General features: G+C 28.9%; 20 protein-coding genes and 5 tRNA genes. 11 read left to right on the top strand and 14 right to left on the bottom strand.

Annotated features, from left to right (window positions below; genetic code table 11):
- The coding region (locus tag KKE07_03080) for a pentapeptide repeat-containing protein (protein MBU4269833.1) at window positions 1–1,620 on the top strand (1,620 nt) is incomplete at its 5' end.
- 71 nt (window positions 1,621–1,691) lie between these two features.
- Here the strand turns inward: KKE07_03080 and mutL are convergent.
- The 6 genes from mutL to KKE07_03050 all read right to left on the bottom strand — a co-directional run bounded on the left by mutL (window position 1,692) and on the right by KKE07_03050 (window position 9,902).
- Window positions 1,692–3,527, bottom strand: coding sequence for a DNA mismatch repair endonuclease MutL (mutL, locus tag KKE07_03075; GenBank protein MBU4269832.1), 1,836 nt, complete (start codon window positions 3,525–3,527; stop codon window positions 1,692–1,694).
- Between the two features lie 3 nt (window positions 3,528–3,530).
- Complete coding sequence (locus KKE07_03070; GenBank protein ID MBU4269831.1) at window positions 3,531–4,115, bottom strand: hypothetical protein; 585 nt, start codon at window positions 4,113–4,115, stop codon at window positions 3,531–3,533.
- 28 nt (window positions 4,116–4,143) lie between these two features.
- The gene (locus KKE07_03065; GenBank protein MBU4269830.1) at window positions 4,144–4,701 is read right to left on the bottom strand and encodes a hypothetical protein; all 558 of its coding nucleotides are present in this window, start codon (window positions 4,699–4,701) and stop codon (window positions 4,144–4,146) included.
- A gap of 30 nt (window positions 4,702–4,731) precedes the next feature.
- Window positions 4,732–5,295, bottom strand: coding sequence for a hypothetical protein (locus KKE07_03060; GenBank protein ID MBU4269829.1), 564 nt, complete (start codon window positions 5,293–5,295; stop codon window positions 4,732–4,734).
- A 476-nt stretch (window positions 5,296–5,771) separates the two neighbouring features.
- Window positions 5,772–8,246, bottom strand: a complete 2,475-nt coding sequence (gene bamA / locus KKE07_03055) for an outer membrane protein assembly factor BamA (protein MBU4269828.1) — start codon at window positions 8,244–8,246, stop codon at window positions 5,772–5,774.
- A 102-nt stretch (window positions 8,247–8,348) separates the two neighbouring features.
- Window positions 8,349–9,902 (bottom strand): hypothetical protein, encoded by a 1,554-nt coding sequence (locus KKE07_03050; protein ID MBU4269827.1) that lies wholly within the window; start codon window positions 9,900–9,902, stop codon window positions 8,349–8,351.
- Between the two features lie 274 nt (window positions 9,903–10,176).
- On the opposite strand from KKE07_03050, the gene KKE07_03045 reads away from it, so the two are divergent.
- From KKE07_03045 to KKE07_03030, 4 genes are all read left to right on the top strand, one after another.
- Window positions 10,177–11,928: a hypothetical protein gene (locus KKE07_03045; protein ID MBU4269826.1), complete on the top strand. Its 1,752-nt coding sequence runs from the start codon at window positions 10,177–10,179 to the stop codon at window positions 11,926–11,928.
- Between the two features lie 130 nt (window positions 11,929–12,058).
- Window positions 12,059–12,132: transfer RNA gene (locus KKE07_03040), tRNA-Gln, on the top strand.
- 105 nt (window positions 12,133–12,237) lie between these two features.
- On the top strand, window positions 12,238–12,807 hold the full coding sequence (locus KKE07_03035) for a hypothetical protein (protein ID MBU4269825.1): 570 nt from the start codon (window positions 12,238–12,240) through the stop codon (window positions 12,805–12,807).
- Between the two features lie 10 nt (window positions 12,808–12,817).
- Window positions 12,818–13,927, top strand: a complete 1,110-nt coding sequence (locus tag KKE07_03030) for a M48 family metalloprotease (GenBank protein ID MBU4269824.1) — start codon at window positions 12,818–12,820, stop codon at window positions 13,925–13,927.
- A 73-nt stretch (window positions 13,928–14,000) separates the two neighbouring features.
- On the opposite strand, the gene KKE07_03025 is transcribed toward KKE07_03030, so the two are convergent.
- The 5 genes from KKE07_03025 to KKE07_03005 form a co-directional block, all read right to left on the bottom strand.
- The gene (locus tag KKE07_03025) at window positions 14,001–14,552 is read right to left on the bottom strand and encodes a hypothetical protein (GenBank protein MBU4269823.1); all 552 of its coding nucleotides are present in this window, start codon (window positions 14,550–14,552) and stop codon (window positions 14,001–14,003) included.
- 108 nt (window positions 14,553–14,660) lie between these two features.
- Window positions 14,661–14,969: an AraC family transcriptional regulator gene (locus KKE07_03020; GenBank protein MBU4269822.1), complete on the bottom strand. Its 309-nt coding sequence runs from the start codon at window positions 14,967–14,969 to the stop codon at window positions 14,661–14,663.
- An 81-nt stretch (window positions 14,970–15,050) separates the two neighbouring features.
- Window positions 15,051–15,142 (bottom strand) — tRNA-Ser (locus KKE07_03015).
- Window positions 15,143–15,252: 110 nt separating this feature from the next.
- Window positions 15,253–15,344: transfer RNA gene (locus KKE07_03010), tRNA-Ser, on the bottom strand.
- A gap of 124 nt (window positions 15,345–15,468) precedes the next feature.
- Window positions 15,469–15,545 (bottom strand) — tRNA-Arg (locus tag KKE07_03005).
- 240 nt (window positions 15,546–15,785) lie between these two features.
- On the opposite strand from KKE07_03005, the gene KKE07_03000 reads away from it, so the two are divergent.
- Together KKE07_03000 and KKE07_02995 are read left to right on the top strand one after the other, a co-directional pair.
- Window positions 15,786–16,046: a DUF167 domain-containing protein gene (locus tag KKE07_03000; protein ID MBU4269821.1), complete on the top strand. Its 261-nt coding sequence runs from the start codon at window positions 15,786–15,788 to the stop codon at window positions 16,044–16,046.
- 21 nt (window positions 16,047–16,067) lie between these two features.
- Entirely contained in the window at window positions 16,068–17,270 is a 1,203-nt protein-coding gene (locus tag KKE07_02995) for a type II secretion system F family protein (protein MBU4269820.1), read from the top strand.
- Here the strand turns inward: KKE07_02995 and KKE07_02990 are convergent, their stop codons facing one another.
- The gene (locus tag KKE07_02990; protein ID MBU4269819.1) at window positions 17,271–17,507 is read right to left on the bottom strand and encodes a hypothetical protein; all 237 of its coding nucleotides are present in this window, start codon (window positions 17,505–17,507) and stop codon (window positions 17,271–17,273) included.
- A 170-nt stretch (window positions 17,508–17,677) separates the two neighbouring features.
- Between KKE07_02990 and KKE07_02985 the strand changes: the two genes are divergently transcribed.
- The 3 genes from KKE07_02985 to KKE07_02975 all read left to right on the top strand — a co-directional run bounded on the left by KKE07_02985 (window position 17,678) and on the right by KKE07_02975 (window position 19,205).
- A tRNA-Leu gene (locus KKE07_02985) sits at window positions 17,678–17,764 on the top strand.
- Window positions 17,765–17,883: 119 nt separating this feature from the next.
- Window positions 17,884–18,267, top strand: coding sequence for an HIT domain-containing protein (locus KKE07_02980; protein MBU4269818.1), 384 nt, complete (start codon window positions 17,884–17,886; stop codon window positions 18,265–18,267).
- Entirely contained in the window at window positions 18,264–19,205 is a 942-nt protein-coding gene (locus tag KKE07_02975; protein ID MBU4269817.1) for a lysophospholipase, read from the top strand. Before KKE07_02980 ends, KKE07_02975 begins: the two co-directional genes overlap by 4 nt.
- On the opposite strand, the gene KKE07_02970 is transcribed toward KKE07_02975, so the two are convergent.
- The gene (locus KKE07_02970) at window positions 19,202–19,762 is read right to left on the bottom strand and encodes a hypothetical protein (GenBank protein ID MBU4269816.1); all 561 of its coding nucleotides are present in this window, start codon (window positions 19,760–19,762) and stop codon (window positions 19,202–19,204) included. The two genes, KKE07_02975 and KKE07_02970, sit on opposite strands and share 4 nt — an antisense overlap.
- A gap of 147 nt (window positions 19,763–19,909) precedes the next feature.
- On the opposite strand from KKE07_02970, the gene KKE07_02965 reads away from it, so the two are divergent.
- Window positions 19,910–21,538 carry an OPT/YSL family transporter gene (locus tag KKE07_02965; protein MBU4269815.1) on the top strand — a complete coding sequence of 543 codons (1,629 nt, stop codon included), beginning with the start codon at window positions 19,910–19,912 and terminating at the stop codon, window positions 21,536–21,538.
- A gap of 2 nt (window positions 21,539–21,540) precedes the next feature.
- Here the strand turns inward: KKE07_02965 and topA are convergent, their stop codons facing one another.
- Window positions 21,541–23,820: a type I DNA topoisomerase gene (gene topA, locus KKE07_02960; protein MBU4269814.1), complete on the bottom strand. Its 2,280-nt coding sequence runs from the start codon at window positions 23,818–23,820 to the stop codon at window positions 21,541–21,543.
- Between the last annotated feature and the right edge of the window lie 290 nt (window positions 23,821–24,110).

Here is a 24,110-nt window from a genome sequence, read left to right as displayed (position 1 = left end):
ATTATTAACCTTTTTAATAATCCAGATAAAAAATTTTATAATTTAGACGGTACTCGTGGAGAAATGTATGGAGAAATATTCAAGAATGAACTTATAGATAAACTTGAATATGCTGATAAGCGTAAAGTAAGATCTGCAGAAGTTTTACATAAAATTATTAGAGATTTATTTTCAAAGCAATTGAAAGTAAGAATTGCTGAAGAAGCAAATAACGAAGAAAAAAGAAACGCTTTTATTCAAAATACTATTAATAAAATAATTGCAAAAAACAATGTTATAAATAATGAAGAGCTTCTTTATGCATATTCTTTGATTGAAAAGAATATTAAAGATGGGTTTTTGACGTATGAAAAAGCTGATGAAGTTGCTGTTCTTAAAAATGTAGATGTAGCTAAAACTCTTTTAGGAGAATTTACAGTAAATACAGATTTTTTTGCCAAAGGTGCCGTGGGTAAGGATATTTTTGATTTAACTAGATGTACAGTAAACAGTACTTTAAATTTTATATCAAAAAAGAATGCAGTATTAGCATTTGAAAAACCTGTAAAATTTAATGATATTAAATTAACAACACACATGAATTTTAAGGGTGAAAAAGGTGCAGAACTTGTATTCAAAAATGATGTAACATTTGATAATTCAATATTTGAAAAAGGTTCAAATGATAAAAAGGTTATGTTTTCAAATGTAAAATTTGAAAATGATTTGAATTTTAGAAATGTTACTATTAATAAAGGTGTAACTTTAGATTTTGAAAATGTAAGCATCGATGGTACCTTGGATTTATCGGGTGTAAAATTAGAAGGATGGATTTCCTTTATTAATGTTTCATATAAAGCATTAAAACTTGGTGATAATTTTTACTTAAAAGCAAACAAGAGTAATACATATAGAACATTAGGTATTAAAAATGTTACCAGTGTTCTTGAACTAAAAAAATATATTTTAAACAAAGTTTTGGTATCTTCTGTAGAAGGTAAAGATGTATTGATTGAAAAGATAAATATTGTTGAAGGTATGGACGAAAAGAGTAAAGCTTCGGAGCGCGCAGAAATTTATATGCAATTGAAAAAGGATAAAATGATTAGTGGAGAGAATTTCACTTATGAAAATTATATAAGAGCATATTCCATACCATTTAATTTGGCTGCATTGAAAGATAAAACTATTGAGGCTCCAAGTTATGATGTTATAGATTTTAGTCATGCTCTAATTGGCGGAACTTTAACTTTTAAACAAGATTTAAACAATTCTCCAGTTTTATGTCCAGTAGATTTTAATGGTATCAAATTAACAACACATATGAATTTTAATGGTGATTCAAAAGAAAAACCACTAGTATTCAAAGAAGATGTTTCATTTGAAGGTGCTGAATTTAAAGGTGGAACATTTTCAAAGACAGTTTTATTTAAAAATGTTACTTTTGAAAAAAATCTAAATTTCAACAATGCAAATATAAATAAAGACGTAACGATAAAATTCGAAAACGTAAAAATTAATGGTTATGTCACAACTGCAGGTATAAAAGGCAATGGTATTATTGACATAATAAATACAGAAGCAGACACAGAAAAGAAGATAGAAGATGCCTTTAAAGATTGGGAATTTAAAAACAAATAATTGAATAAAGTACAATTTTATAAAAATTGGTATACATAATAAACTGGGCTCGGTAGAAATACCGGGCCTTTTTATTTTCTTTTAAAATTCTTTTCAACAAAACTTTTATTTAAAATCCAAGTAGTTGGTCTGCCATGAGGACAAAGTAACGGGTTGGTTGTATTTGATAATTTTTTAACTATATTCTCCATTTGATCAAAGCTTAAAGTATCTCCGGCTTTAACTGCAGCTTTGCATGAAATTTGTGCATGAACTTTGTCATTTAACTTTTTACGAAAAGCTTCTTCGTCAAGATTTGAAAATTCTTTAATACTTTCCAAAATCTCAAAAACCAGCTCTTTTAATGATTGATTCTGAATTTTGGGTGGACTTGATTTTATGGCAATCTGATTTTTGCCAAAAAGCTCAAGCTCAATGCCTTGTTTATTCAAAAATGGAATAGCAACTTTTATAGTTTCTATATCTTGTTCATTCAAATTTATAATTTCCGGAAACATTAATCTTATTCCCGATTTATTTTCAAAATTTTGTGCCAACTCATCATAGATAATTCTTTCATGAGCTGCGTGTTGATCTATCAAAACTAAATTATCGTTATTTTCTGAAATTATATATGTGCTTAAAAATTGTCCTATAATTTTAAACTCGGGTCTTGTTTCAATGGTTTCTATTTTATAAATGGTAGATTGCTCCGGCTCAAATTCTAACTCTCTTGGACGCAATATATTTGATCTAATTTTAGTTTCTTCAAGTGCTACAAATGGCGAAGCAAAATCTTGAGCAATTTCTTGGCTTAATTCTTGGGTATAAAAATTATTTTTAGCAATATTATTTTCAGTTGTGGCGTAAGTTATATCACTTTCGTGAAAATTCGTTTGGTTATTTATTGAATTTGTTTTTCCCAGCAAATTTTTTATATTATTGTCTAAGCTTTCTTTTACTAAATTTTGTAAAAAATTATTTACGGTATTGGGTTTTAAAAATCTGACCTCTTCTTTTTTGGGATGTACGTTTATATCTACAAAATCAGCCGGAACGTTTATAAATATGAATCCGGCCGGAAAGCGCATTGGCGGCAAAACACCTGAATAACCTTTCACCAATGCTTTTGTAATTTCTACATCTTTTATGTATCTGTTGTTAACGAAAATAAAAATTTTATGTTTACCATATTGCCAAAAGTTATGATTTGAAATTAGACCTGTAATTTGGATTTCTTTTAAATCTTTTTCAATTAAACTTATTAAATTTTGGCCAAAATTGTGTCCAAACAACTGAGAAACCCTATCATTAAGTTTTTCAACTGCAGGTGCATTTATTATTAATTTTTCGTCTTTATATAATTTAAAATGAATATTTGTGTTGCTTAAACAAAATGCATTGAACGTATTTAATATCTGATTCCATTCGGTTTCATCTTGTTTTAAAAATTTTTTTCTAACCGGTATGTTATAAAACAGATCGTTTATTTGTAAATCGGTTCCCGTTGCACATGATAAATTTTGTTCAGATAAAAGTTTATTTTCGCTGTATTCAATTTTAACGCCGAGTTCGCTATCGATTGTTTTTGTAATTAAAGTGACTTTGCTTACGGTGCTAATGCTTGCTAAAGCTTCACCCCTAAAGCCAAAAGAATGTATATCAAGTAAATCGTCCAGTTTATCAATTTTGCTTGTAGCGTGATTTATAAAACAAAGCTTTGCATCATCAACTGTCATGCCGCAACCGTTATCTAAAATTCTAATTAATTTTTTACCGGAATCTTCTATATACAAACTTATCTGCGTGCTTTGTGCATCAATTGAATTTTCAATTACTTCTTTTACAATATTGCTTGGTCTTTCAATAACTTCGCCTGCGGCAATTTTTAAAGCTTCTTGCGGAGCCAATATTTTTATTTTATTCATGATTTATTTTTTGTTTTTAATTGGGTTCATAAGCTCAGGGTAACCGTCAATTGATATGGTTGTGCTTACCGGTATGTTTTCGCTACCTGAAAAAATTATTTCTTCCGTTATTAAATTAAGTTTGGCTTGCACACATTTTGTCGTTATTGGAATATCTTTTGGATTAATTTTAGTTTGTTTTATTTCAACATTTCCTACAAATTTGCAAATTTTAGATTTTGGAAAAATTACAGCCATATCTGCGCAAATAGTTTTATTTTCATTTTGAACTACGACATTTTTTTTAAAAGTAATTTTTTCTATTAAAGATAAGTTGTCTTTAACTTCTTTATTAACTTGAGTGTTTTTATCCGTGTTTAATTTAACTTCAAGTTCTTGAGCCTTGGCTGTGCTATCGTCAGCAAATTTTACCAAAACATTTTCTTGATATGTAAAATTAAATAGATTTTTAATTTTCGAATCTTTGCAAACTGTAGCGCTATTACTGCTTATTTCTATTTTAGAAAACGGGTTTGGTTTGGCTGACAAATTTAATTTTGAAAAAAATAAGAAAATAAAAATAATTTTTGAAATAAAATTTAAATTCATAAAACTACTCTTTGTTTATTTTAAATTATTAAAGCCAAGAGATTATTGTTGTAATGACTCCGGCTATACCACCAAAAAGACTTGTTGCTGTTGTTGCAATCGCAGGAAATGCATCCCAAAATTTACCCCAATTCATAGTTGATGCTATTTGATCAATTTGTTCCAAAAATACGATTGTTTCAGATGCTGATATTATTCCTTTTAGTTGATATAAAACTATTATTATTGTTGCACATATTATAAGTTTTGGTGTCGAATGCATAACAAATTGTTCAATAGATTTTAAAATAGTTCTTTTGATAGTGTATTTTTCCGGTTTTTTAGCTGAAAGTTGAGCTAAAAGATTATTTAATAATTCTTTTTCTTGCACATTATCTATCTGAACATATGTTTCTTTTAGATTGTTTTTTAGTTCGCTTATAGCATCAGCTTTTGAGTTTTCTGACGATTTTATCTCTTCAAGTTTTTCAATCAACATATTTTGAACATCTACAGATTTTATAGTAAGTTTATTTTCAGCTTGAGCGAATGAATAGCTTTTGAAAATAAGAATTAAAAAAAATATTTTTTTAAATATTTTGTGCATAATTATCAGCTTTTTATTTTACTATCAAACTTAATTACTAACTATAACCGGTGTGCCATCAACATTATAAGTGTAACATTTGGCATTCGGATATTCTCGTCTAAATTCTTTTAAATATTTCATGTCACTTAAGCATAAGCACGGATCAGCTTTTTCATCAAATATTTCTCTTGTAACTTGTTCATAACTTTTACTTATTTTATTTGAATTTAAAAGTTTATCAGCTTTTTTGTTTTTAATCTTTTTAATTTCATAAATAATGGCAATTATCGAAATTAAAGATATTGCAGCTTTTGTTATTGTATGAGTTAGTGCATATTTTATTGCATTTTTGATTTTAGAAAAATTAGATATACTGCTATTTGATTCTATGAAATCTAAAAGTTTTTTAATTTCTTCTTTGTCTGATTCGTTCTCTATTGTTTTATATTTTTCTTTAAAAAAATCGACTAATTCTTTTTTTTGGTCCGGTGTTAAATTTTTAATATCTGATTTTGTTAATGTATGCTTTGATTGCGCTGCAACTAATTGCGTTGCAACCGTTTGCAGATCAAAAAATATTAGTATTAAAAATATATAAGAAAAATATTTCATGTTATTACACTTTTAAAATATAAAGTTTATTAAGGCACAAAGTGTAGTAAACTTTTTTAAAAATCACAAGTAGCTTATTGCAATTTGGTATGTATTTAACGCGAATTCGATAATTAATTAATCTAAAAACTATGTTTATTTTTAATTATAATTAAAGTTTTTTGCAAAATTAAATATTTAATTATCTAGTTCACGCTAATTAAAAAAATTCGAGTAGCGTTGCGAATGCAATGCGATATTATGGTAGCCCAATGCGTCTGCTTTGGGCGAAAGATGCTTGGGACTGGATCCTGAATCAAGTTCAGGATGACAAAAGCCTGCGGCGCACTTTAGCTATTTTTTGAGTATTTAAGCTACTTTTTGCTAAAAATTAATTATCGAGTTCGCGTTAAGATATAAATTCGATTGAGCGTTGCGTAGCAATGCGGTATTGTGGTAGAGGAGGGCTATCGCCCTCCGATTATTTTTATACTTTTTTAAAATGCATAATTCATACTAATATGAAACTCACTTGGCGATTCACCGGCAGCCTTGTCTCTATCAAGTTTATATCCCCAGTCAATTTTTGCAGGAACAGGTTGTGTTAAATTTAATCCAAAGCCGACAGCATGACGTAATTTAAATCTATCGCGTTTTATGTAAGCTCTATCTTCTTGCGTAATTGCATCTTTTGGCGTATCCCATCCGGCACCGGCATCATAGAAGAAATGCCCCTTCATTGAGTAGTCCGGAATCAATGGGAATATTAATTCTGCATTAAATTGGAACATATATTTACTTCCCATTGGACTACCATTCTGATCATTTGCGCCTGTAGTCCATGCAGGTCCGATGCTACCCCAAACAAAGCCTCTTACCGTATCTTGTCCACCCATATTGAATAATTCTTTATATGGTATAATTTTTCTTTTTTCAACTTTTGAAGCAATGCCGTCCGAATCTATTTGTGTAATATAATAAGTACCGCCAACAGGTTCAACTACACCAAATTTTGCATGCATACCCAAAACTAAATTGTCATCTCCGATTAACGGTGTATACCAGCTGCCTTCAAGTTCTGCCTTTAAAAAACTGTATTCTTCATTTACTGCAGGTGGTGCTAATTTGGTGTGTAAAATTGTTTTGTATCCGGAGTTTGGATAAACCTTATGATTACGTGTATCTTTTATCAAATCAAAACAAAGCCAAGCTAAAGTTCCTTCTTGAAATTTTTGTCTGACAATAGGTTCAAATATTGCTGCGTTTGGACCTTTTGCATGTGGATTATTATTTGAAATGCTTTCTATTCCAAGTTCTGTTAAAAATTGTAAACGTTTATCAAGTTGTGGTAAGTAAAAACCAAATCTTCCGCTACCTCCTGTTGTTTTTTCTTTTGGCATTACCGTAACGTTTGTCCATTGTTCATATTCTTCCCAGCGTTTATATATTGTTGCAAAAACGGATGAATCCGAATCTAAAATTGCCGGATCAAAAAATGTTGCGGATATGTCTTGAATATGATGTCTGCTTGCTTGAATTGTTCCGCCAACGTCAAAGCCTAATCCAAATAAATTTTTCTTTTCAATGTTACCGCGAACTTTTACCGATGGTTGTGGATTAAATCTGTCACTACCATAGGTTAATCCGATATTTGCACTTCCTGTTTTAGTTTCTTTTATGTTCATTTCCAAATTTGCTTTATCTTCACTTAGTCTGTGAATTTTCCAATTTACTCCGCCTCGTTCAAAGTAACTCAAATATTCAACATTCGCTTGTGAAGCATTTAATTTTTTGGTTGTAATAAGATCTCCCTCTTCAAGATCAATTTGTCTTCTTATTACTTTATCTCTGGTGTAAGTGTTTCCTGAAATATCTATTCTGTTTACATATATTTTTTTGCCTTTTTCAACGTCAAAATTTATTTCAACCGTTTTGGTTTGTTCATCAGGAATTACTTGCGGATAGACGTCAGCATTGATATAACCTAATTTACCCCAAAGATTTTTTAGATTTGTGATTGTTTCCAACATCTTTGATTGGCAGTATGGTTTGTTTTCATCAAGTGTAATATATTCACGCTGATCCGAGTCGGAAACTTCATCGTCAACGACAGTATTTATTTTTGCAATAATAAATTGGTCGCCTTCTTTTATATGAAATGTAACTTTAATTTTTTTATCTTGTTCTGAAAAATCTACATCAACTTTAGGCACACTTGTTGTAAGATATCCCAAATCTTTGTAAATATATTCAATTCTGTGTTTATCCATTTCAAGGTCGTCTTTTTTATATTTACCGGCATCATCTAAAAATCCTAAAAGCCATTCTTCGCGTGTTGAAATCATTTTTCTTAATTTGCGATCTGAAATTTGATTATTGCCTACAAAGTTTACACTGACAATAACCGATCTAATGCCTTCAGTTATTATAAATTTGGCAGAAGATTTTTTTTCTATTTTTGCATCAGGAATTATTTTTGTTTCAATTTTTATATTATGAAAACTCTCGTCTGCATACAATTTTTTGATGCCTGTTGAAATTTTTTCCAATGTTTCATCATCTATTGTAATCAATTTATCGAGTGCCAATTCTTTTCTTATTTTATCGGAGCTTATTGTTTTGTTGCCTTCAAACTCCAAATTTGCCAATAAATCTTTTTCTTCTACGGTAATAAATAAATTTACTTTTGAATTTTTTAAGATCTCTTTTTCTATTTTTATTTGTTTGAAATAGCCTAGTGAATATATGTTATTTATAGTCATTGCCGTTTTTGTTTCATCGAAATTTTCGCCAACTTTCCAAGGCAACTTATTTATTATTAAATATTTTTTTACGTGTTTATTACCAAAAATTTTTATTTTATTTATTTTATTTGAATTATCGTTTAAATCTGCATTTAAGATATTTGTATTAAATATAAGACACAAAAAAAAGAGTATAAAACTCTTTACGTTTAAATTTTTAGATAACATAAAGCTCCAAACAATCTCTCAATTTTTGAATTTTAATTTCTCATTAAAAAAATAGGATACAATTTTGTCAGAAAATTACCACTTATTTCTGTTATTTAAAAATTAATTTTGAGCTTGATAGTTTTTAATTGTATCAAATTGCTTAGTAACGGAAATATCTTCAGGTCGCCATTCAAGTAATTTTGTTTTAATTGAATCAACCAAATTTCTTGGTACGGTCATTTTATTTGTGGTCATTTTTATTTTTTCTTTGTGCTTAAATGCATAAACTTTTAAATTTCTGGCAGTTAATCTTAGGTTTATATCAATATCATTTGTAAATTTTGCCATACTTTTTACGGCATTTAATATTAATGGCATAAATGTGACGCACGGTATTATTTCAAGTGCATTTGCATCTTTATTTTTTGATTTTTCCCATGACACAAACCACATCTCTTTGTGAGATGGGTCCATGGTTTTTTTGGAAAACAAAACTTTATTTGAAAGTAATTTTTTTATAAAACCGTCATTGTGATTGCTATTATTTGTGGTTGTTTCAGTTTGTGCAAGACTAAATATTTTTTGAGATTCCAATTTATTTTTTCTAATATCTCTTTCTATCATAATTTTTATTTGGGTTATTTCAGGTTTAGTTCTTAATTTACTAAGATCTACTTTTTTCAAAATTTTTAATCTTTTTTTACTTTCTTTTTTTGTAGAAAATACATCCAGATCTTGAACAACATCTTCTTCAGAATAAATATTATAAATATGTCCGAAAAAATTATTTAAAACCAAAGGCTCCGTTTCCGGTTGAATTGGACATCCAAACATTAAGAGTTCACTAATTTTAAAATCTTTTTTTTCCGGAAAATAGTCCAAAAATTTTTGACCTTTTAAGCCTGTTAAACTACTCTTTTTGGGTAATGTTTTTATTTGTTCATACATTAATTTATAGGCTTCTTTTTGATCTTCATTTATCGCATTGTTAATTAAAAGATCTATATTTTCAAAATTATTCATAATGGCGTGTACGGCAGCTAAGTTTAATGCCAAATTGCCACCGTGACTGTGTGTAAGTATTTTAATTTGTACATTTTTCCCAAGCAATTTGTATTTATCTATTTCTTCAGATAAGGCATTATAAAATCTTATGGCTTCTTTTCGCCTTCTACTTTGACTTAATAGCCCACTCCATCCAAATGTATAGTAGTGATTATTAATTCTATTTTGATTTAGGCTTTGTTCTATTTGGTCGTAACCTTTAATTAATGGATATGCTGCGTAACGGGCGTTTGATATTGAGTTGAGATCAAATGATGGATTTATGGAAACAAGACCCTTTTGCATGATAGGTTGACTTGAATAAAATCCGGGGTCGTTTCTCATTTTAGATACGGTTTTTTTGTAAGTTGTTCCGGAAATATCATCTTTTATAACTTGAAAGAAGTTAATAAGTCCAATAACGGAACCAAATGAGCCATGAGTGAACACTGTAATTTGTTCAGTGGCACCTGTTGATTTTACGAAAAGTTGTTTTTTTGCTGCAGTTTTTAATCTAAAGACTATAACTGAAATAACAACTATCAAAAAAAACAATGATATTAATGTAAATAAAAATTTTAGTAGCGGGTTGTTTTTCTTTTTATATGCTTTTTTCATATTTCTTTTCACTTAAATTCTCCGATTTTTTAATTTAATAAGTTGCTAATATTGATGATATTATTTTGACTTAAAAACGCAACTGGTTTAATAATAGTCTTTTTTTTTGATAAAAAATGGCGTTTTATTTTATATTTGTAAGGGTTTTTGGTTGTCGTGAAGACGGGATTCCCGACCGAAGCCGGGGATGACAAATGCCATTGATTTTTATTGGCTAAATGCTACTATCAATTCTTAATTATTTAGGGATATATTGTTAACGATATAAATTCTTGGGGGAATTTTCGTGAATAAATTTATAAAAAGTTTATCTTTAACCGTTTTGTTTGTATTTTCATTTGCTTTTGCAAATCAAGTTGATGAATTGTATTATTCAAAATCAATATCTTTTGATTTGCCTAAAAATATAAAAGTTTCTTTTGATTTGGGAGCCGGACATGGCGATATCCTAGAACCGTTTCCTGAGGTTAAGTTAAATATAACTAAAGAAAAGTTAGATCAGACAAATACAACAAAAGAAGAATTTCATGTTAAAGAATTAACAAAAAAAATTGTTACGGATTTGGTTGTTAACAAAGCTACAGATTATTTAAATAATGGAAATTCAAATGCATTATCCAATTTACCACCAATTTTTTCTTGGTTAGCTAAAAGAATTTTAAAAAATGGGAAACTTTATCCGTTGGAAGTGTTTTTATTTAAAGCTTATTTATTATTTAGAATGCAAATTGAGCCGGGTTATGAAAGTTCTAAAAACGTAGAATATTTAGCATTGCTTTTAAAGCTGGCAATAAGCAAGCCATTAACCGGATTTGTTAATGTTGACAGTCAAAATGCATTAGAGCTTTTGGATAAAATACAAGATTATGTAGAGCCTGAATTTTTAGGTTTTTTAACAGAAATATTTCTTTCATATCAGGATAATTTCTCCGATTGTGATTTTAACAATATAAATATTGAATCGGATGAAAAAACAAAAGTCGGTTTTGTATTTGCAAATAAACAGATGGCCAAAGCTTGTTATGAGCTATTTAAATATAATACAGATTATGAAACTATAAGTGATTTTAAAAAACGTGTAGAAAATTTTATCCAAGAATATGTAATTCAAGCTGGTGATGTTTGGTCTGCTGTAACAAATTACAAAGTGGTTTCTTTTAATAATTTTAAGGAACACAAAAATAGCTCATTTAAATTTGTAGGATTTGAAGATTTTGGTGTTGATGTTTCTTATCCTGTTCTTGAAAAAAATGTTGAAGGTTTAAAAACTGTTAACAAAAATTTTAGTGTTTATTTGGATGAAAAATCTGATGATGAAAATTGGGTTTATTGTGTTGCTAAAAATGATAGCGGTTTAAATTATAAGATTATTAAATATTTTGTTGCTGCAATATTTAAAGCCGTAGATGAATATAAAAAAATAAACAGTTATGATGCTACAGAAATTTTAAATAAAATTGATCTTGATACTTTGAAAATGAATTATAAAAATTTTGAAGCAGCAAAAATTTCGTTGGAAAATAGTATAAGTAACATAGAAAAAGAGATAAAAGAAAAAGAAGAAAAAATTTCTTCCGGTTGGTTATGGAACAGCTGGTTTAAAGAAAAAAATCAAGAAGAGGTTGCTACTTTAAATAAAGAAAAAGAAATAAATGTAAAAAAACTTAATATTATAATTGCAAAAATGAATGAGCTTGATGCTACGATTTGTAATTATGATATTGATTCTTTTCTTGTAAAGGTTAAAGATAAATCTTTTTCAGAGGTTTTAAAAATAGTTATTTTATCGGATGTTAGAATTGCAAAAATTATTAATAACATAATGTCCAAACCGGAATATAAAATAGTTAAAGATAATATTATTAAAAGAATGGGTTTAATTTTTTCAAATTCAAAATTGGTTCGTGAATATTGGAATTCAATAGAATATGTTTTGATTAATGCTTTTCCACTATTTGAAAGCGAAATTAAAGAATTCGGTAATAATTTGAATGTTAATTCAAATTTGAGCGAGCTGCTTATTGGGCTTGTTAAATAAAAAAAATTAGGTGGGGGCCTTTTAGGGATTGATGGGCTGCCATATGCGGCCCATTAGTTTTGTAAATTTCGAATATATTTATTATTTCTCATGACAAAATCTCTTTATTTGCTAAAATTTCATTGAGTATTGGGATGTCGTCTAGTGGCAGGACTGCGGATTCTGACTCCGCCAACAGAGGTTCGAATCCTCTCATCCCAGCCACCTACGCCAATTAATTTATCTTTCTTCTTGATTAAAATACCAAAATCTATAAATTCACATTCTTTATGATCATGCAAGATTTTATTTAATTTATGGGAGTTTTTTATGTTCAAATTAAAATCTATTTTCTTAGTATCTTTATTTTGCTTGTCCAATTCGCATGCTATGCAGGATTTATCCGGAAAAAGAGAACAGGATTTGTCGAGAAAAAAAGAAAATGAACCAAAGAATTCTAATCTTTTTCCTAATTTTTTTATAATTAATTGGAAAGAATTTGATAAATATCTTATACCTCCATTATTTGATAAATTTAAAAAAACAGTTAATTACGAAAATGATATTGAAAAAAATAAGCCTGAATTGAAAAAAGTAATTGACTTTGCTTATAAAAAATTAATAAAAGATTTTGAAAATTATTGTAATTATAACGGCTTATATCGTAGTGAAATTATAAATTTGAGTGAAGAATTATTACAACAATTTGTGGTTTTTATAAACGTTTTAAAAACGAACTCTGAAACATATGAATTAGAAAAAGTTTTTGTTGAAGGAAATAGGGAGACAAAAATAAAATATTCTGAATATAAAAGACTTAGAGTTGGGCAAGATGCTTACAATTTGATGATAAAAATTAAAGAACTTTACATTGATTATGGGTTGTTGAACGAAATTTAGGAATAGTATTATGAACATTAATAATATAAAAAATAAACTTGCAATGATTTTTTGTTTATCCATTCAAACTATTTTTGCCGCTGAAACTCAAACTTATAATATTGCAAATGAAATTAATAATTTAAAAACAAATGATGATTATGTTATAAAATATTTAGCTGCAAATAAAAACGTAAAATATTATTTAGATAAGATTGAACGTACAAAAATTATTACTGCAACTAATCATGATAAATTTGCAAAACGTAAATTCATAAGTGGAAGTTGGATTGAGGGTTTGCCAAGTGACTATGATAATTGTGTTTTTGTTGATAAAGATAAAGCACCGTTTTTAAATGCGATGGTCGAAGAATTGGCAGCCAAAGCTAATTTGGATAAACCTTATCTGTTTATATCTTTTTCTGATAACAAAGGTGATTCATATAATGCAGGAAATATGGTTTTTTCAAAAAAATTATCAAATATTACCATTGGTTATGAATTGGCAAAAAGTCTATCTGATGATGAGTTGAGAGCAGTTTTGGCTCATGAAATTGGTCATATTGTGTCTGATTCAAAAAAGATTTCTTTTATCGAAAAGTATTTAAGCTTGAATAATTTGACAATGTTATTTTCAGCAGATTTGGTAACAGCATTTGTTTTTGTGCCATTATTATTTACCAGACCAATTAATCGTTATAACTCTAAAGCCGCTATCTATATTAAGAGTATTGCAGTTTTAACACCATATGTTTTGAGTTTGATTGTATGGCTTGCAATAAGAAAACGATTGTCAAATTTAAAAGATGAAATAAATGCAGATAAATTTGCAATAGAAATTACAAAAGATCCAAAATCTTTTCTTGCTGCCATGATAAAAATGAAAAATGATATGACTGAACAACAAAATATTTTAACTCAGGATTGTGAACTTCTCAATAAAGAGCTTGAAAATTTAAAAAATACGCATAACAATATTGATCATGAATTATGCGAATCTATAGAAATACTTACGGATTCGATTGAAGCAAATAGAAAAACTATTTTTGAAGAAGATACCTCAGACCATCCATCTTTTAAGAGTCGAATAGAATTTGCTAATAAAGAGATTGAAAAATTAGAATTTACAAAACAAGCTTAAAAATAAGTAGCTATTAAAAAAAATAAGCGGGAATAAAAAGCCCGCTTATTTTTTTATAAAATTTAATTAATTTTTATTTATTTCTTTTTTTTACGAGAACTTCCGGTCTTGCAACCACCGGTAATTCTTCTTTTTTTACTTCAGGCATAGATATTTCAAGCTTTTTTATTTTTCTAAGATACCAAGCTTTTGCCATATTTGTTTCTTTTTCTATTCCGCAAATTACTACATCTCTTGGTACAAGAAAATCTGCCGTTTCAACTCCGGAAGCCGATATAACTTTTAAAAGAATAAATTCTTTATCTTGATATCTTGGAGATGTGTAGCTTTCATTTATAACTTCAAGTGCTTTTATATCTGCCAAGCTAAGCTGTGTTATTGAATCATCACTTTCTCTTCTAACTCCACCAATTTTACTATGGCCTGTAAAAGAAGCTTCTTTAAGTTCTGTAATATTTGATTCATCTGATAAAGATGCACTAATGATATTCTCACCTTCTTGAAGAGCTACATATTCAATTGCTTTTGTATCAGCTTCTTTTTTTGCTCCATCGGTAAAATTTGCGCAAATTAATGCAATTGTTATCAAAAATATTGCATGAAATAAATTTTTATATTTGTTCATTAACTTTCTCCCTTAAAAAATAGAAATATAACTTACATGAGTTGAAAGTTAGCAAATATGAAAAAAATCTACAATATATGAAATTTTTTTTGAAATATAGAAGAAAATCTACAATTTTTTTAATATTGCAGCAAATTCTTCGTCTGTTGCCATTTCGCCTTTTAAGATTGGACAATCTTTGCCTTGCCAATGTGATTGCATATTCATATTTTTTCTGGTAACTTTTTCAGCCATTTTCCGGTCGCTACCGAGTTGGCTCATAAAGAATTGAACACCGCCATCAAAGATTTCTTCACAAGATTTTACGCTTCCGTCCGGATTAACACAGTATAAACAGAATATTGAGGTTTCGTTTTTGAGTGCGAAATCTTCTTTTTTGTTCATTGGCATTCCGCATGATTCACAATATTTTTGCATGATTTTTTTCCTTTAGTGCTGGCCTGCCAGCCGTAGCCTCGTGCGACTTGTCCGCCATAGCTTTATGCGACGGCGGAAGTATGGTGGAGAGGGAGGGATTCGAACCCCCGATTCCTGTTCCCAGGAATAACGGTTTTCAAGACCGCCGCATTCAACCGCTCTGCCACCTCTCCAGATTAAGAATATTTCAATTTATTACTGGCAGTTTTCGCTAAATTTTTTTATTAATAAATTTAATCGTAATAAGCTGGCCTGCCCAGCTGAAGCTCGTCAGAGCGAAAGCTGGTGGAGAGAGAGGGATTCGAACCCTCGATTCCGGTTTCCCAGAATACTTACTTAGCAGGCAAGCGCTTTAGACCACTCAGCCATCTCTCCAAGTAATTATTACAAAATTTACTGGCCGTGCCATACGACCTGTGCGCCATAGCTTTATGCGTCGACGGAAGCTCGTTAGTGTTAAGTGGCTGGCCTGCCAGCCGTAGCCACGTAGGGCGTAGGCTGGTGCGCCCAAGAGGAGTCGAACCCCTAACCTCCAGATCCGTAGTCTGACGCTCTATCCAATTGAGCTATGGGCGCAATAAATAATCTTATACTCGCAATTGCTTGTCCGCCGTAGCCTTGGCGAAGGCCGGAAGCTACTTGTCCTACGAAGCTTTATGCGTAGTAGGATGGGCGCAGTATAAAATTTTGTAACAGCAATAATTTATATTTCAAAGTTTTAAAAAGATTTACTTGATATTATAAAAAATAATATATTATCTGGCAATGTTTAAGTATGCATTAATTAATAAATTTGCCAAAAGAGGGAGTTTAAAGTTGATAATTGAACTAACCGTGGTGCCAAATTCCGGTAAATTAAAGTTTTTCATAGATAAATCGGGTCTTTTGAAATGTTATTTAAAATCCAGTCCTGAAAAGGGTAGGGCGAATGAAGAATTGATTAAATTTATGGCAAAAAGTTTAAAAATACAACAAAGATCCATAACTATAATTTCGGGTCATACTTCGAGAAAAAAAAGAATAAAAATTGAGTTGGAAATAGATCAAAAAGAATTTTTGAATTTACTTGGTTTGTAATCAAAATTTTATGAGATTTTAATGAAAAATTATTATTGGAAGGGTATTGATATTTCGGGAAAAGAGCTATCAGGCTTTTTGCCGGCAAATAATTTTCAAGAATTAGCGTCAATTTTATTGCAAAAAAATATAGCAGTTTGTGAATTTTATGAAAAAAAAGATAAATTTATTTTTTTTAGTAAAAAAATAAATAATGAAGATAAAAAAAATTTATTTGAACAGCTGTATGCTTTGATATCCAGCGGAATAAATTTACTTGATGCATTAAATATTTTTTTAAATCAAATTGAGAATAAAAAATTTAAAAATATATTATTGGATGTAACTGAAAATATTAAAAATGGTGAAACTTTTTCTGCTTCTTTAAAAAAGTATTCAGATGTTTTTACAGCATCCGAAATTAATATTGTATCTGCAGGCGAGCATTTTGGCCAACTTGAATTTTCTTTAAAAACTTTATCGGACAATTTAAGTGATAAAATAGAATTACTAAAAAAAATAAAAAATTCCGCACTATTGCCAATAATTACATTAATTTTTTCTTTATTTCTTATTTTTGGAATTTTTATTTTTGTGCTCCCACAATTTCAGGATTTATTTAGTTCTTTTGATAAAGAGCTTCCGCCTTCAACCAAGTTGGTTTTTGATATTTCTAATTTTTTGCGATCAAGTAATGGTATAATATTTTTAATAATTTTATTTCTAATAATTTTATTTTCAAAACTATTAATTAAACTATCTTTTTTTAAAAAAATAAAAGATAAAATATTTTTTAACGTTTATATTTTTAAAACATATTTTATCTTTTATGATTTAGTTAATTTTTTTCAAATTTTATCAATGTTTTTAGCTTGCGGTATTGATCTTAAAAAATCTTTGGATTATTCAATAGATGTAATTGACAATTCTTATTTGAAAGAAAGATTATTGGCAAGTAAAAATTTAGTTATAAATGGCGAGCCATTTTTTATTGCTCTAAAAAAATATTGTAGTGATTTTATTCCGGAAAATATTATTGCATTTGTACATGTTGGTGAAAAAACCGGAAAGCTGAGCAATCTTCTTGAGCGCTCAGCTTTTTATTGTAAACAAATTTTAGAGCAAAATATAAAAAATCTGGTAACTATTTTTCAGCCTATATTATTAATTTTTATAGGATTAATAATTGTATTTTTAATGTTGTCTATCTATTTGCCAATATTTAATATGGCTGGAGTTTTCTAGCTATTTATTTTTTTCTATCGTTATTCCTGTTTCATCTTTATATACTAGATAATAATTATTATCTTTTCCAATTACTAAATAACCTGGAAGATTTTTACCAAGATTTGGTAATTCTATTATTTCTTTAATAGTTTTTTCATCAAAAAGATCTATTATAGAATTTTCACCCATACTGAAAAGATTTGAAAATCCGGATAATGCTATTACCGCAAATAAAAGTTGTAATTTTTTGTTCATATAAACTCCTGAAAAAATGGTATAAATTTTTATGTAAAAAGAATTTAATATCGCATTTGAGGAAAATAGTCAAATTTTGGTATCTAAAATATTGAAAAATTAATGAAAAATAGCTTGACTGTAATCGTTGTTTTGTTAGATTAAAAGCGTAATCTTAGACATTATTGATTGCCGAAGTGGCGAAACTGGTAGACGCGCGAGACTCAAAATCTCGTGGTGGTAACACTGTGTCGGTTCGAGTCCGACCTTCGGCACCAGCCGTCGCTCTGAAGAGCTATGGCTGGCAGGCCATACTTCGCCATAGTATAAAAATATAAATAAAAAACTTACGGCGGGCCATAAAAAACAATCAATAAAATATTTCTTAATTTAGTCTATGGAGATAGTCGTGTTTAGTTCCAATTGCATATTTTGTAAAATAATTCAAAAACAAATACCAAGTACAATCATAAAAGAAACTGAAGACTTAATGGTGATCAAAGATCTTTACCCCAAATCGCCTTATCACTATTTAATAATTCCTAAAAAACATATTGAAAATTTATGTGTGATAAAAGACGAAGAGCTTTTTATACTTTCAAAAATGGGACAAGTCGCTCGTGATTTATCAATAGAAATAGCAGCACAAAATAATCAATCTGAGCCGGTTGCGTTTAATTTGGTATCAAATAATGGTGCGAATGCCGGTCAATCCGTTTTTCATATGCATTGGCATTTTTTAGCAGGAAAAAATATTTATAAAGATGGGTTAAAACTGTGAGAAGACGCAATAATAAATTTTTACGATTTATTTATTTTCTTTTGCCGGTATTAGTTTTATTAATCTTAATTATTTCTTTTTTTGCATTCAAAAAACTTGTAAGTCCTTATGATTTAAAACTTAAAAATGGTAAACGATTATCTGTTGTTGCGGCGCAAATAAAAGAAGATTTATTTAAAAAATACGATATAACTCAGGTAAATTTTAATACTCAGGATGGCATTCGATTATCCGGCTATTTTGTAAAACGTAAATGGGCATCCGGAAATTTGATTCTTGCTCATGGATACCAAAGTTGTAAAGAGATGGTAAGTTCCATCATCGATTTGTTTCCAAATTACAATATTTTAATGTTTGATTTTAGAGGTCATGGTAAAAGCGAAGGTCGATTTAGAACTTTAGGTTGCCTTGAATATAAAGATATTTTTGCTGCAGTAGATTTTTTAAATGATACATCGGCGTCCAGAGGATTTTTCTCAAGAAATTTACCTGTATTTATCTTAGGAATATCTATGGGTGGAGCTGTCGCAATTGAGGCCTTAAAGAGGCGACCTGACTTGTGTAATGCTTTGGTTATTGATTCAGCATATGCAAATTTGACAGATGTAATATCAAGATCTTTTAAAGCTAAATCCGGATTACCATCAATTCCATTTGCTTATGTTGTAAAAAAGATGGTTAATTTTGCAGCTGATTGTGATATTGATGGTGTTAATGTTATAGAAGGTATCAATAATATTAAACAACCAATATTATTTATTCATGCATGTAAAGATAAAATCGTTGATATTAAAGATAGTATAGATATGTATTCATGCGCAAATGAAAAATCCAAAATTCTAATAACACCGGTATGCGAACATGGTTACATTTGTTCAACTTTTTCGGATCTATATTCTAAAAAAATTAATAAGTTTTTGAAAAAAAGCGTTGCTTAATCAAGGCTACTTAATTTAATTGCTTTTTCTAAGTAAGAATCATTAATGTGATCATTAATTTTTAGTTTTATATTTAGACTAAATTTTTCTATCATGTTTTTTACTTCATCAAGATTATCTTCTATTACTCGAAAATAGTATTTTAAAGAATCTCTTTTTCTTGATGCTTCGGTTCTATTATGAAATACGTTGTTTTCGTAAAGATATGTTCTGAACATATCGCGTTCTTTTTGCAATTTTTCCAACATATTTTTTAGTGATTTTAAATTAATTTTTTCGGTTATAAAATTGTTGAAATCAGAATAAAATTTTGTTTTAATTTGTCTGCATTCTTCAACTAATGCAAGCATGTTTTGATAATCGTAAACAGGTGCGTTTTCTAATTTTTTTACATATTTTAATTGATATTTATTAATTTGTTTGTCTTGTATATTTTCAACTTGATTTTGATCAGTTTTACTTGAATCGCTTTTTAAAAAATAAAAAGCCAGAGTAGAAAATATTATTGCTATTGACGCAATGTTTATTAAAATATTTTTATTCTTTAAAATACTCATGACTTATACTTTCATATAAAACCAACAACTCTCTAATACAAATAGTAAATTATTTCATTGTAAAAATCAAGAAAAATCTTTAAAAAATATAAAAAAATGTTATTTTTATTAAAAAAATGCATTTTTAATTTAATTTTTGGAGAATTCATGAATCTTATTGTTTTGATTTTGGGCATAATATCAACAATTTTAGCTGCAGCAAGTTTGTCTTATATTTCTATGGCAACAATGGTTGGCCCATGGATTGCTCCTGCAATAGTTCTTGCAAGTTCGATTGTTTTAAAATTACGAAAAAAACAAGATTCCGAATCAAATAAAATAAAAAATTTAGCAATAATACAAACAATTGGCTCTGTTGGTGGAATTGTTGGCGTCGGTATTGGTTTTTCATTGCCTACGCTGTATTTTTTGGATAAACAATTATTTGATAATTTGATTAAAAATCCAATATCTTTTTTTGTCTTTATTTTTTTTCTATGTATTGCTGCTGGTGGTTTTGGTATTTGGTTGGCACATGTTTTTGCCGATAAGCTTTTAGTTAAAGAAAAGTTATCGTTTCCGGTTAGTAAGCTAATTTATGAAATTATTACCTCTCAATCACACGGTAAGCAAGCAAAACAGCTTTTTTTGGGATTTTCTTCCAGTTGGATTATTTGTTTTTTTCGTGACGGTTTTCTTAGATTTAAAGGTTTTTTACCCAAAAATTTCTATGTATTTCCATATTTATTTGGAAAAGAGTTTGTTATTGCCACTATGCCTATGCTGCTCGCTATTGGCTATATTTCCGGCATGAGTATAGTTTTACCCCTATTTGTGGGATTACTTTCAAAATATCTAATATTATTGCCGTTAAACAATCATTCTTTGTATTTGCCATTTAAAATTTTTGATGTTTTTAATTTTGAAGATTTTGTTACGGCATTTGCTTCCGGATTGGTTGTTTCTGAGTTTTTATTGGGTTTGACAGGGCTACCAAAATTAATTTGGTCTAAAATTAAAAATTTTAATTTAGATTTTAATTTAATTAAAAATAAAAGTTTTAAAAACAATTTTAAATTTCTTTTTGATATTGAATTAATAATTACTTTATTTTTGAGCTTTGCATTTTTAACATATTTTAAATTTAGTTTTTTAAGTCAAATTTTACTTTTAATTTTTGTAGTTTTGGCAACATATCAATTGGTTTATATCGGCGGTAAAATTGGGCTTGTTACTTTCGGTCGATTTGCAACTTTTGTAATGCTTCCCATGATGCTTATTTTTAAACTTGATTATTTGCAAATTACATTATTGGTTGTTTTTTTTAATGTGTGTGCAGCCGTTGCTTCTGATTTATTATTTGATTACAAGGTTGGGCAGCTTTCCGGAATAGAATTTAAAAAGATTAAAAAATATCAGTGGATAGGTTTATTTTTTACTGCAATATCAATAGGATTATTTCTTTGGCTTTTATTTTCTACATTTCAAATTGGTTCACCTGAACTGTTTGCACAAAGAGGCAAAAGTAGGGCTCTTTTAATTCAATCATTAAATTTTGATATTAAAATTTTATTATTGGGATTTATTTATGGTTTGATATTAAAAAGATTAAAAATAAGTCCTACAATGGTTTTTGGTGGCATTTTAATGCCAAATAATTTAGTTATCGGTCTTTTAATTGGTGCTGTGTTTTCGTATTTTACAAAAAATAAAGAGAGTAAGTATTCTTTATGGTCCGGTGTTTTTGCAGGTGAGTCCATTTGGATTTTAATATCAATTTTGCTCAGATTTTTTTAAATTTACTCTTCGTTTTTTGTAAAATCGCATTCTTTATTTGGGCAACTTAAAGTAATATTACCTTCTTTATCTTTTCGTTTTAAAAGATATGGGCTTTTACATTTTGGACATTTTTCTTCTTTTACATCGCCCGGAATTACGAATTTACATTTTGGATAATTTGAGCAACCCCAAAAAGCGCCACGCTTACTTACTCGTTTTACGATTTTACCTTTACATTCGGGACATGGCATGGTCAAAGCTTCTTGATGGATATATTTACATTCTGGATATCCCGGACAGGCATAAAATGGACCGAATCGTCCTATTTTTTGAACTAAGTTTTTACCGCAATTAGGACATTTAATATTGGATTTTGTCGGTTCTTCCGTTTTTACAAGCTCAATATTTCCTTGTTCATCTTTTTTAAATTGCGATGTGAAATTACATGCCGGAAATTTTGAACAACCTAAAAATTCTCCGGCTTTTCCAAATCTTATGACCAGTGGTTCGCCACATTCAGGACATTTAATATTTGTTTTCAAAGCTTCTTTTTTAGTATCTTTTCCAAGCCAAGTGGCAAGATCTTTTTTAAATGGTTCGTAAAATTCGTTTAATACATCATCTCTTTTAATTTTGCCCTCAGCTATTTTATCAAGATCTTCTTCCATTTTTGCTGTAAATGATACGTTAATAATATCCGGTAGATGTTCGACCAACATTTTTATAACAGCTTTTCCAAGTTCTGTAGGAACAAATTTTTTCTGATCTTTATCAACATATTTTCTTTTTTGAATTGTAGAAATTATCGTAGCATAGGTACTTGGTCTTCCTACACCTTGTTTTTCCAATTCTTTTACCAATGAACTTTCATTATATCTTGGTGCAGGTTTTGTAAAATGTTGCTTAGGATCTAAATTTTCAAGAGATAAACTATCACTTTCTTTTATTCCTTTTGGAATAGTTAATTCGTCATCTTCAGGACTTTTTGCTTGATAAACTTTTAAAAAACCATCAAACACCAATGTTGATCCGGTTGCTTTAAATAGATAATCACCACCGTCTATTAGTACTTGTCGTTGAAAATATTGAGCCGGATTCATTTGGCATGCAACAAATCTTTGCCAAATAAGACCGTACAATTTTGCATGATCTTTAGATAAATATTGAGTGACTTTTTGTGGCGTAATTTCAACATCAATCGGTCTTATGGCTTCGTGTGCATCCTGGGCACCTTTTTTAGAATAAATATTTGCAACATTGGGTAAATAATCAGAACCAAATTTTTGCAAAATATAATCTCTTGAGCTATTTAATGCAGTATCGGACAATCTTAAAGAGTCCGTACGCATGTAAGTAATTAACGCTTCAGGTTTATCCGGATCCGATAATGGCAAACCTTCGTATAATTTTTGAGCAATTACCATGGTTTTTTCAACGGAAAAACCTAATTTATTGTAAGCATCCTGTTGTAATGTACTTGTCATAAATGGAGCGAGCGGGTTTCTGGCTTTTTTCTGCTCAGTAATTTTTTGAATTTTATAATTTTCTTTTTTTATTAATGCAACCGTTTTATCAACAATTTCTTTGTTGCTTAATTTAAATTCTTTATTTTTAATTTTAAAAAGTTCGGCGTCTATGGTTGAATCTTGAAATTTAAACTTTCCGGTTATTGTCCAATATTCTTCGGGTTTAAAATTTAAAATTTCTTCTTCTCTATTGCAAATTAAAAGTAGGGCGACAGATTGTACTCTACCGGCAGATAAACCCTTGGATAATTTTTTCCATAATATTGGAGAAACTTCATAACCTACCCAACGATCTAAAATTCTTCGAGCCTGTTGTGCTCTGACCATTTTCATATTTACTGTAGATTTGTCATCAATGGCGGCCAAAATTGCAGTTTTTGTTATTTCGTTAAATGTTATTCGATAAATTTTGGATTTGTCGCTAAAGACTTTTGCTATTTCTTGTCCTATATGCCAAGAAATAATTTCTCCCTCTCTATCAGGGTCGGAAGCCAAATATATTTCACCGGATCTACTTGCTTGTTTGCAAATTTCGGCAATAGTTTTGGCTTTGTCTTTTATAGGCACATATTCCAATTCTATATGATTGTCTTTTTCATCACGAGAAATTCCTAACTTTTTAGGTGGTAAATCTTTAACATGCCCAAATGTGGACATAATTTTAAAATCAGATCCTAAAAACTTAGAGATAGTTTTTATTTTTGCCGGAGACTCTACGATTAATAATTTTGTGTCATAATTCATATTCTTTGTATTTTTCTTTTTAATTCCCATGAAAAATCCCCTTTCCCACCCAAAAGAACTTTTACTAGTAAATATTTTATTTGTCAAATTAGTCAAACTTAATATTTACTATTTAGCCTATTTTTTATTATTAATATTAGTTAAAATAATTTCTATATGTCAAGAATTCTGTTTTTTGGTATTGCCATAAATTGTTTGATTGCTATAATCTGCATATTAAATTTAACCATATAAATAAAGGGGTGCATTATGTTTGGTGAGTTATTTATTAAATGGAAAGAGTCTTTAAGTTTTTATAGAAAAGATAGTTTTAAGCTTTT

It is taken from the genome of Candidatus Dependentiae bacterium (genome assembly GCA_018897535.1).
Classification (GTDB): domain Bacteria; phylum Babelota; class Babeliae; order Babelales; family UASB340; genus UASB340.
The sequence above is the reverse complement of the archived record's forward strand: the minus strand, read 5'-3'. Positions and strand labels throughout refer to the sequence as shown.

Excerpts from the sequence above, each read along its gene's own strand:
- mutL (MBU4269832.1), bottom strand. The coding sequence starts at position 3,527 with ATGAATAAAATAAAAATATTGGCTCCGCAAGAAGCTTTAAAAATTGCC.
- KKE07_03070 (MBU4269831.1), bottom strand. The coding sequence starts at position 4,115 with ATGAATTTAAATTTTATTTCAAAAATTATTTTTATTTTCTTATTTTTT.
- KKE07_03065 (MBU4269830.1), bottom strand. The coding sequence starts at position 4,701 with ATGCACAAAATATTTAAAAAAATATTTTTTTTAATTCTTATTTTCAAA.
- KKE07_03060 (MBU4269829.1), bottom strand. The coding sequence starts at position 5,295 with ATGAAATATTTTTCTTATATATTTTTAATACTAATATTTTTTGATCTG.
- bamA (MBU4269828.1), bottom strand. The coding sequence starts at position 8,246 with ATGTTATCTAAAAATTTAAACGTAAAGAGTTTTATACTCTTTTTTTTG.
- KKE07_03035 (MBU4269825.1), top strand. The coding sequence starts at position 12,238 with ATGTTCAAATTAAAATCTATTTTCTTAGTATCTTTATTTTGCTTGTCC.
- KKE07_03030 (MBU4269824.1), top strand. The coding sequence starts at position 12,818 with ATGAACATTAATAATATAAAAAATAAACTTGCAATGATTTTTTGTTTA.
- KKE07_03025 (MBU4269823.1), bottom strand. The coding sequence starts at position 14,552 with ATGAACAAATATAAAAATTTATTTCATGCAATATTTTTGATAACAATT.
- KKE07_03020 (MBU4269822.1), bottom strand. The coding sequence starts at position 14,969 with ATGCAAAAATATTGTGAATCATGCGGAATGCCAATGAACAAAAAAGAA.
- KKE07_02995 (MBU4269820.1), top strand. The coding sequence starts at position 16,068 with ATGAAAAATTATTATTGGAAGGGTATTGATATTTCGGGAAAAGAGCTA.
- KKE07_02990 (MBU4269819.1), bottom strand. The coding sequence starts at position 17,507 with ATGAACAAAAAATTACAACTTTTATTTGCGGTAATAGCATTATCCGGA.
- KKE07_02980 (MBU4269818.1), top strand. The coding sequence starts at position 17,884 with ATGGAGATAGTCGTGTTTAGTTCCAATTGCATATTTTGTAAAATAATT.
- KKE07_02970 (MBU4269816.1), bottom strand. The coding sequence starts at position 19,762 with ATGAGTATTTTAAAGAATAAAAATATTTTAATAAACATTGCGTCAATA.
- KKE07_02965 (MBU4269815.1), top strand. The coding sequence starts at position 19,910 with ATGAATCTTATTGTTTTGATTTTGGGCATAATATCAACAATTTTAGCT.
- topA (MBU4269814.1), bottom strand. The coding sequence starts at position 23,820 with ATGGGAATTAAAAAGAAAAATACAAAGAATATGAATTATGACACAAAA.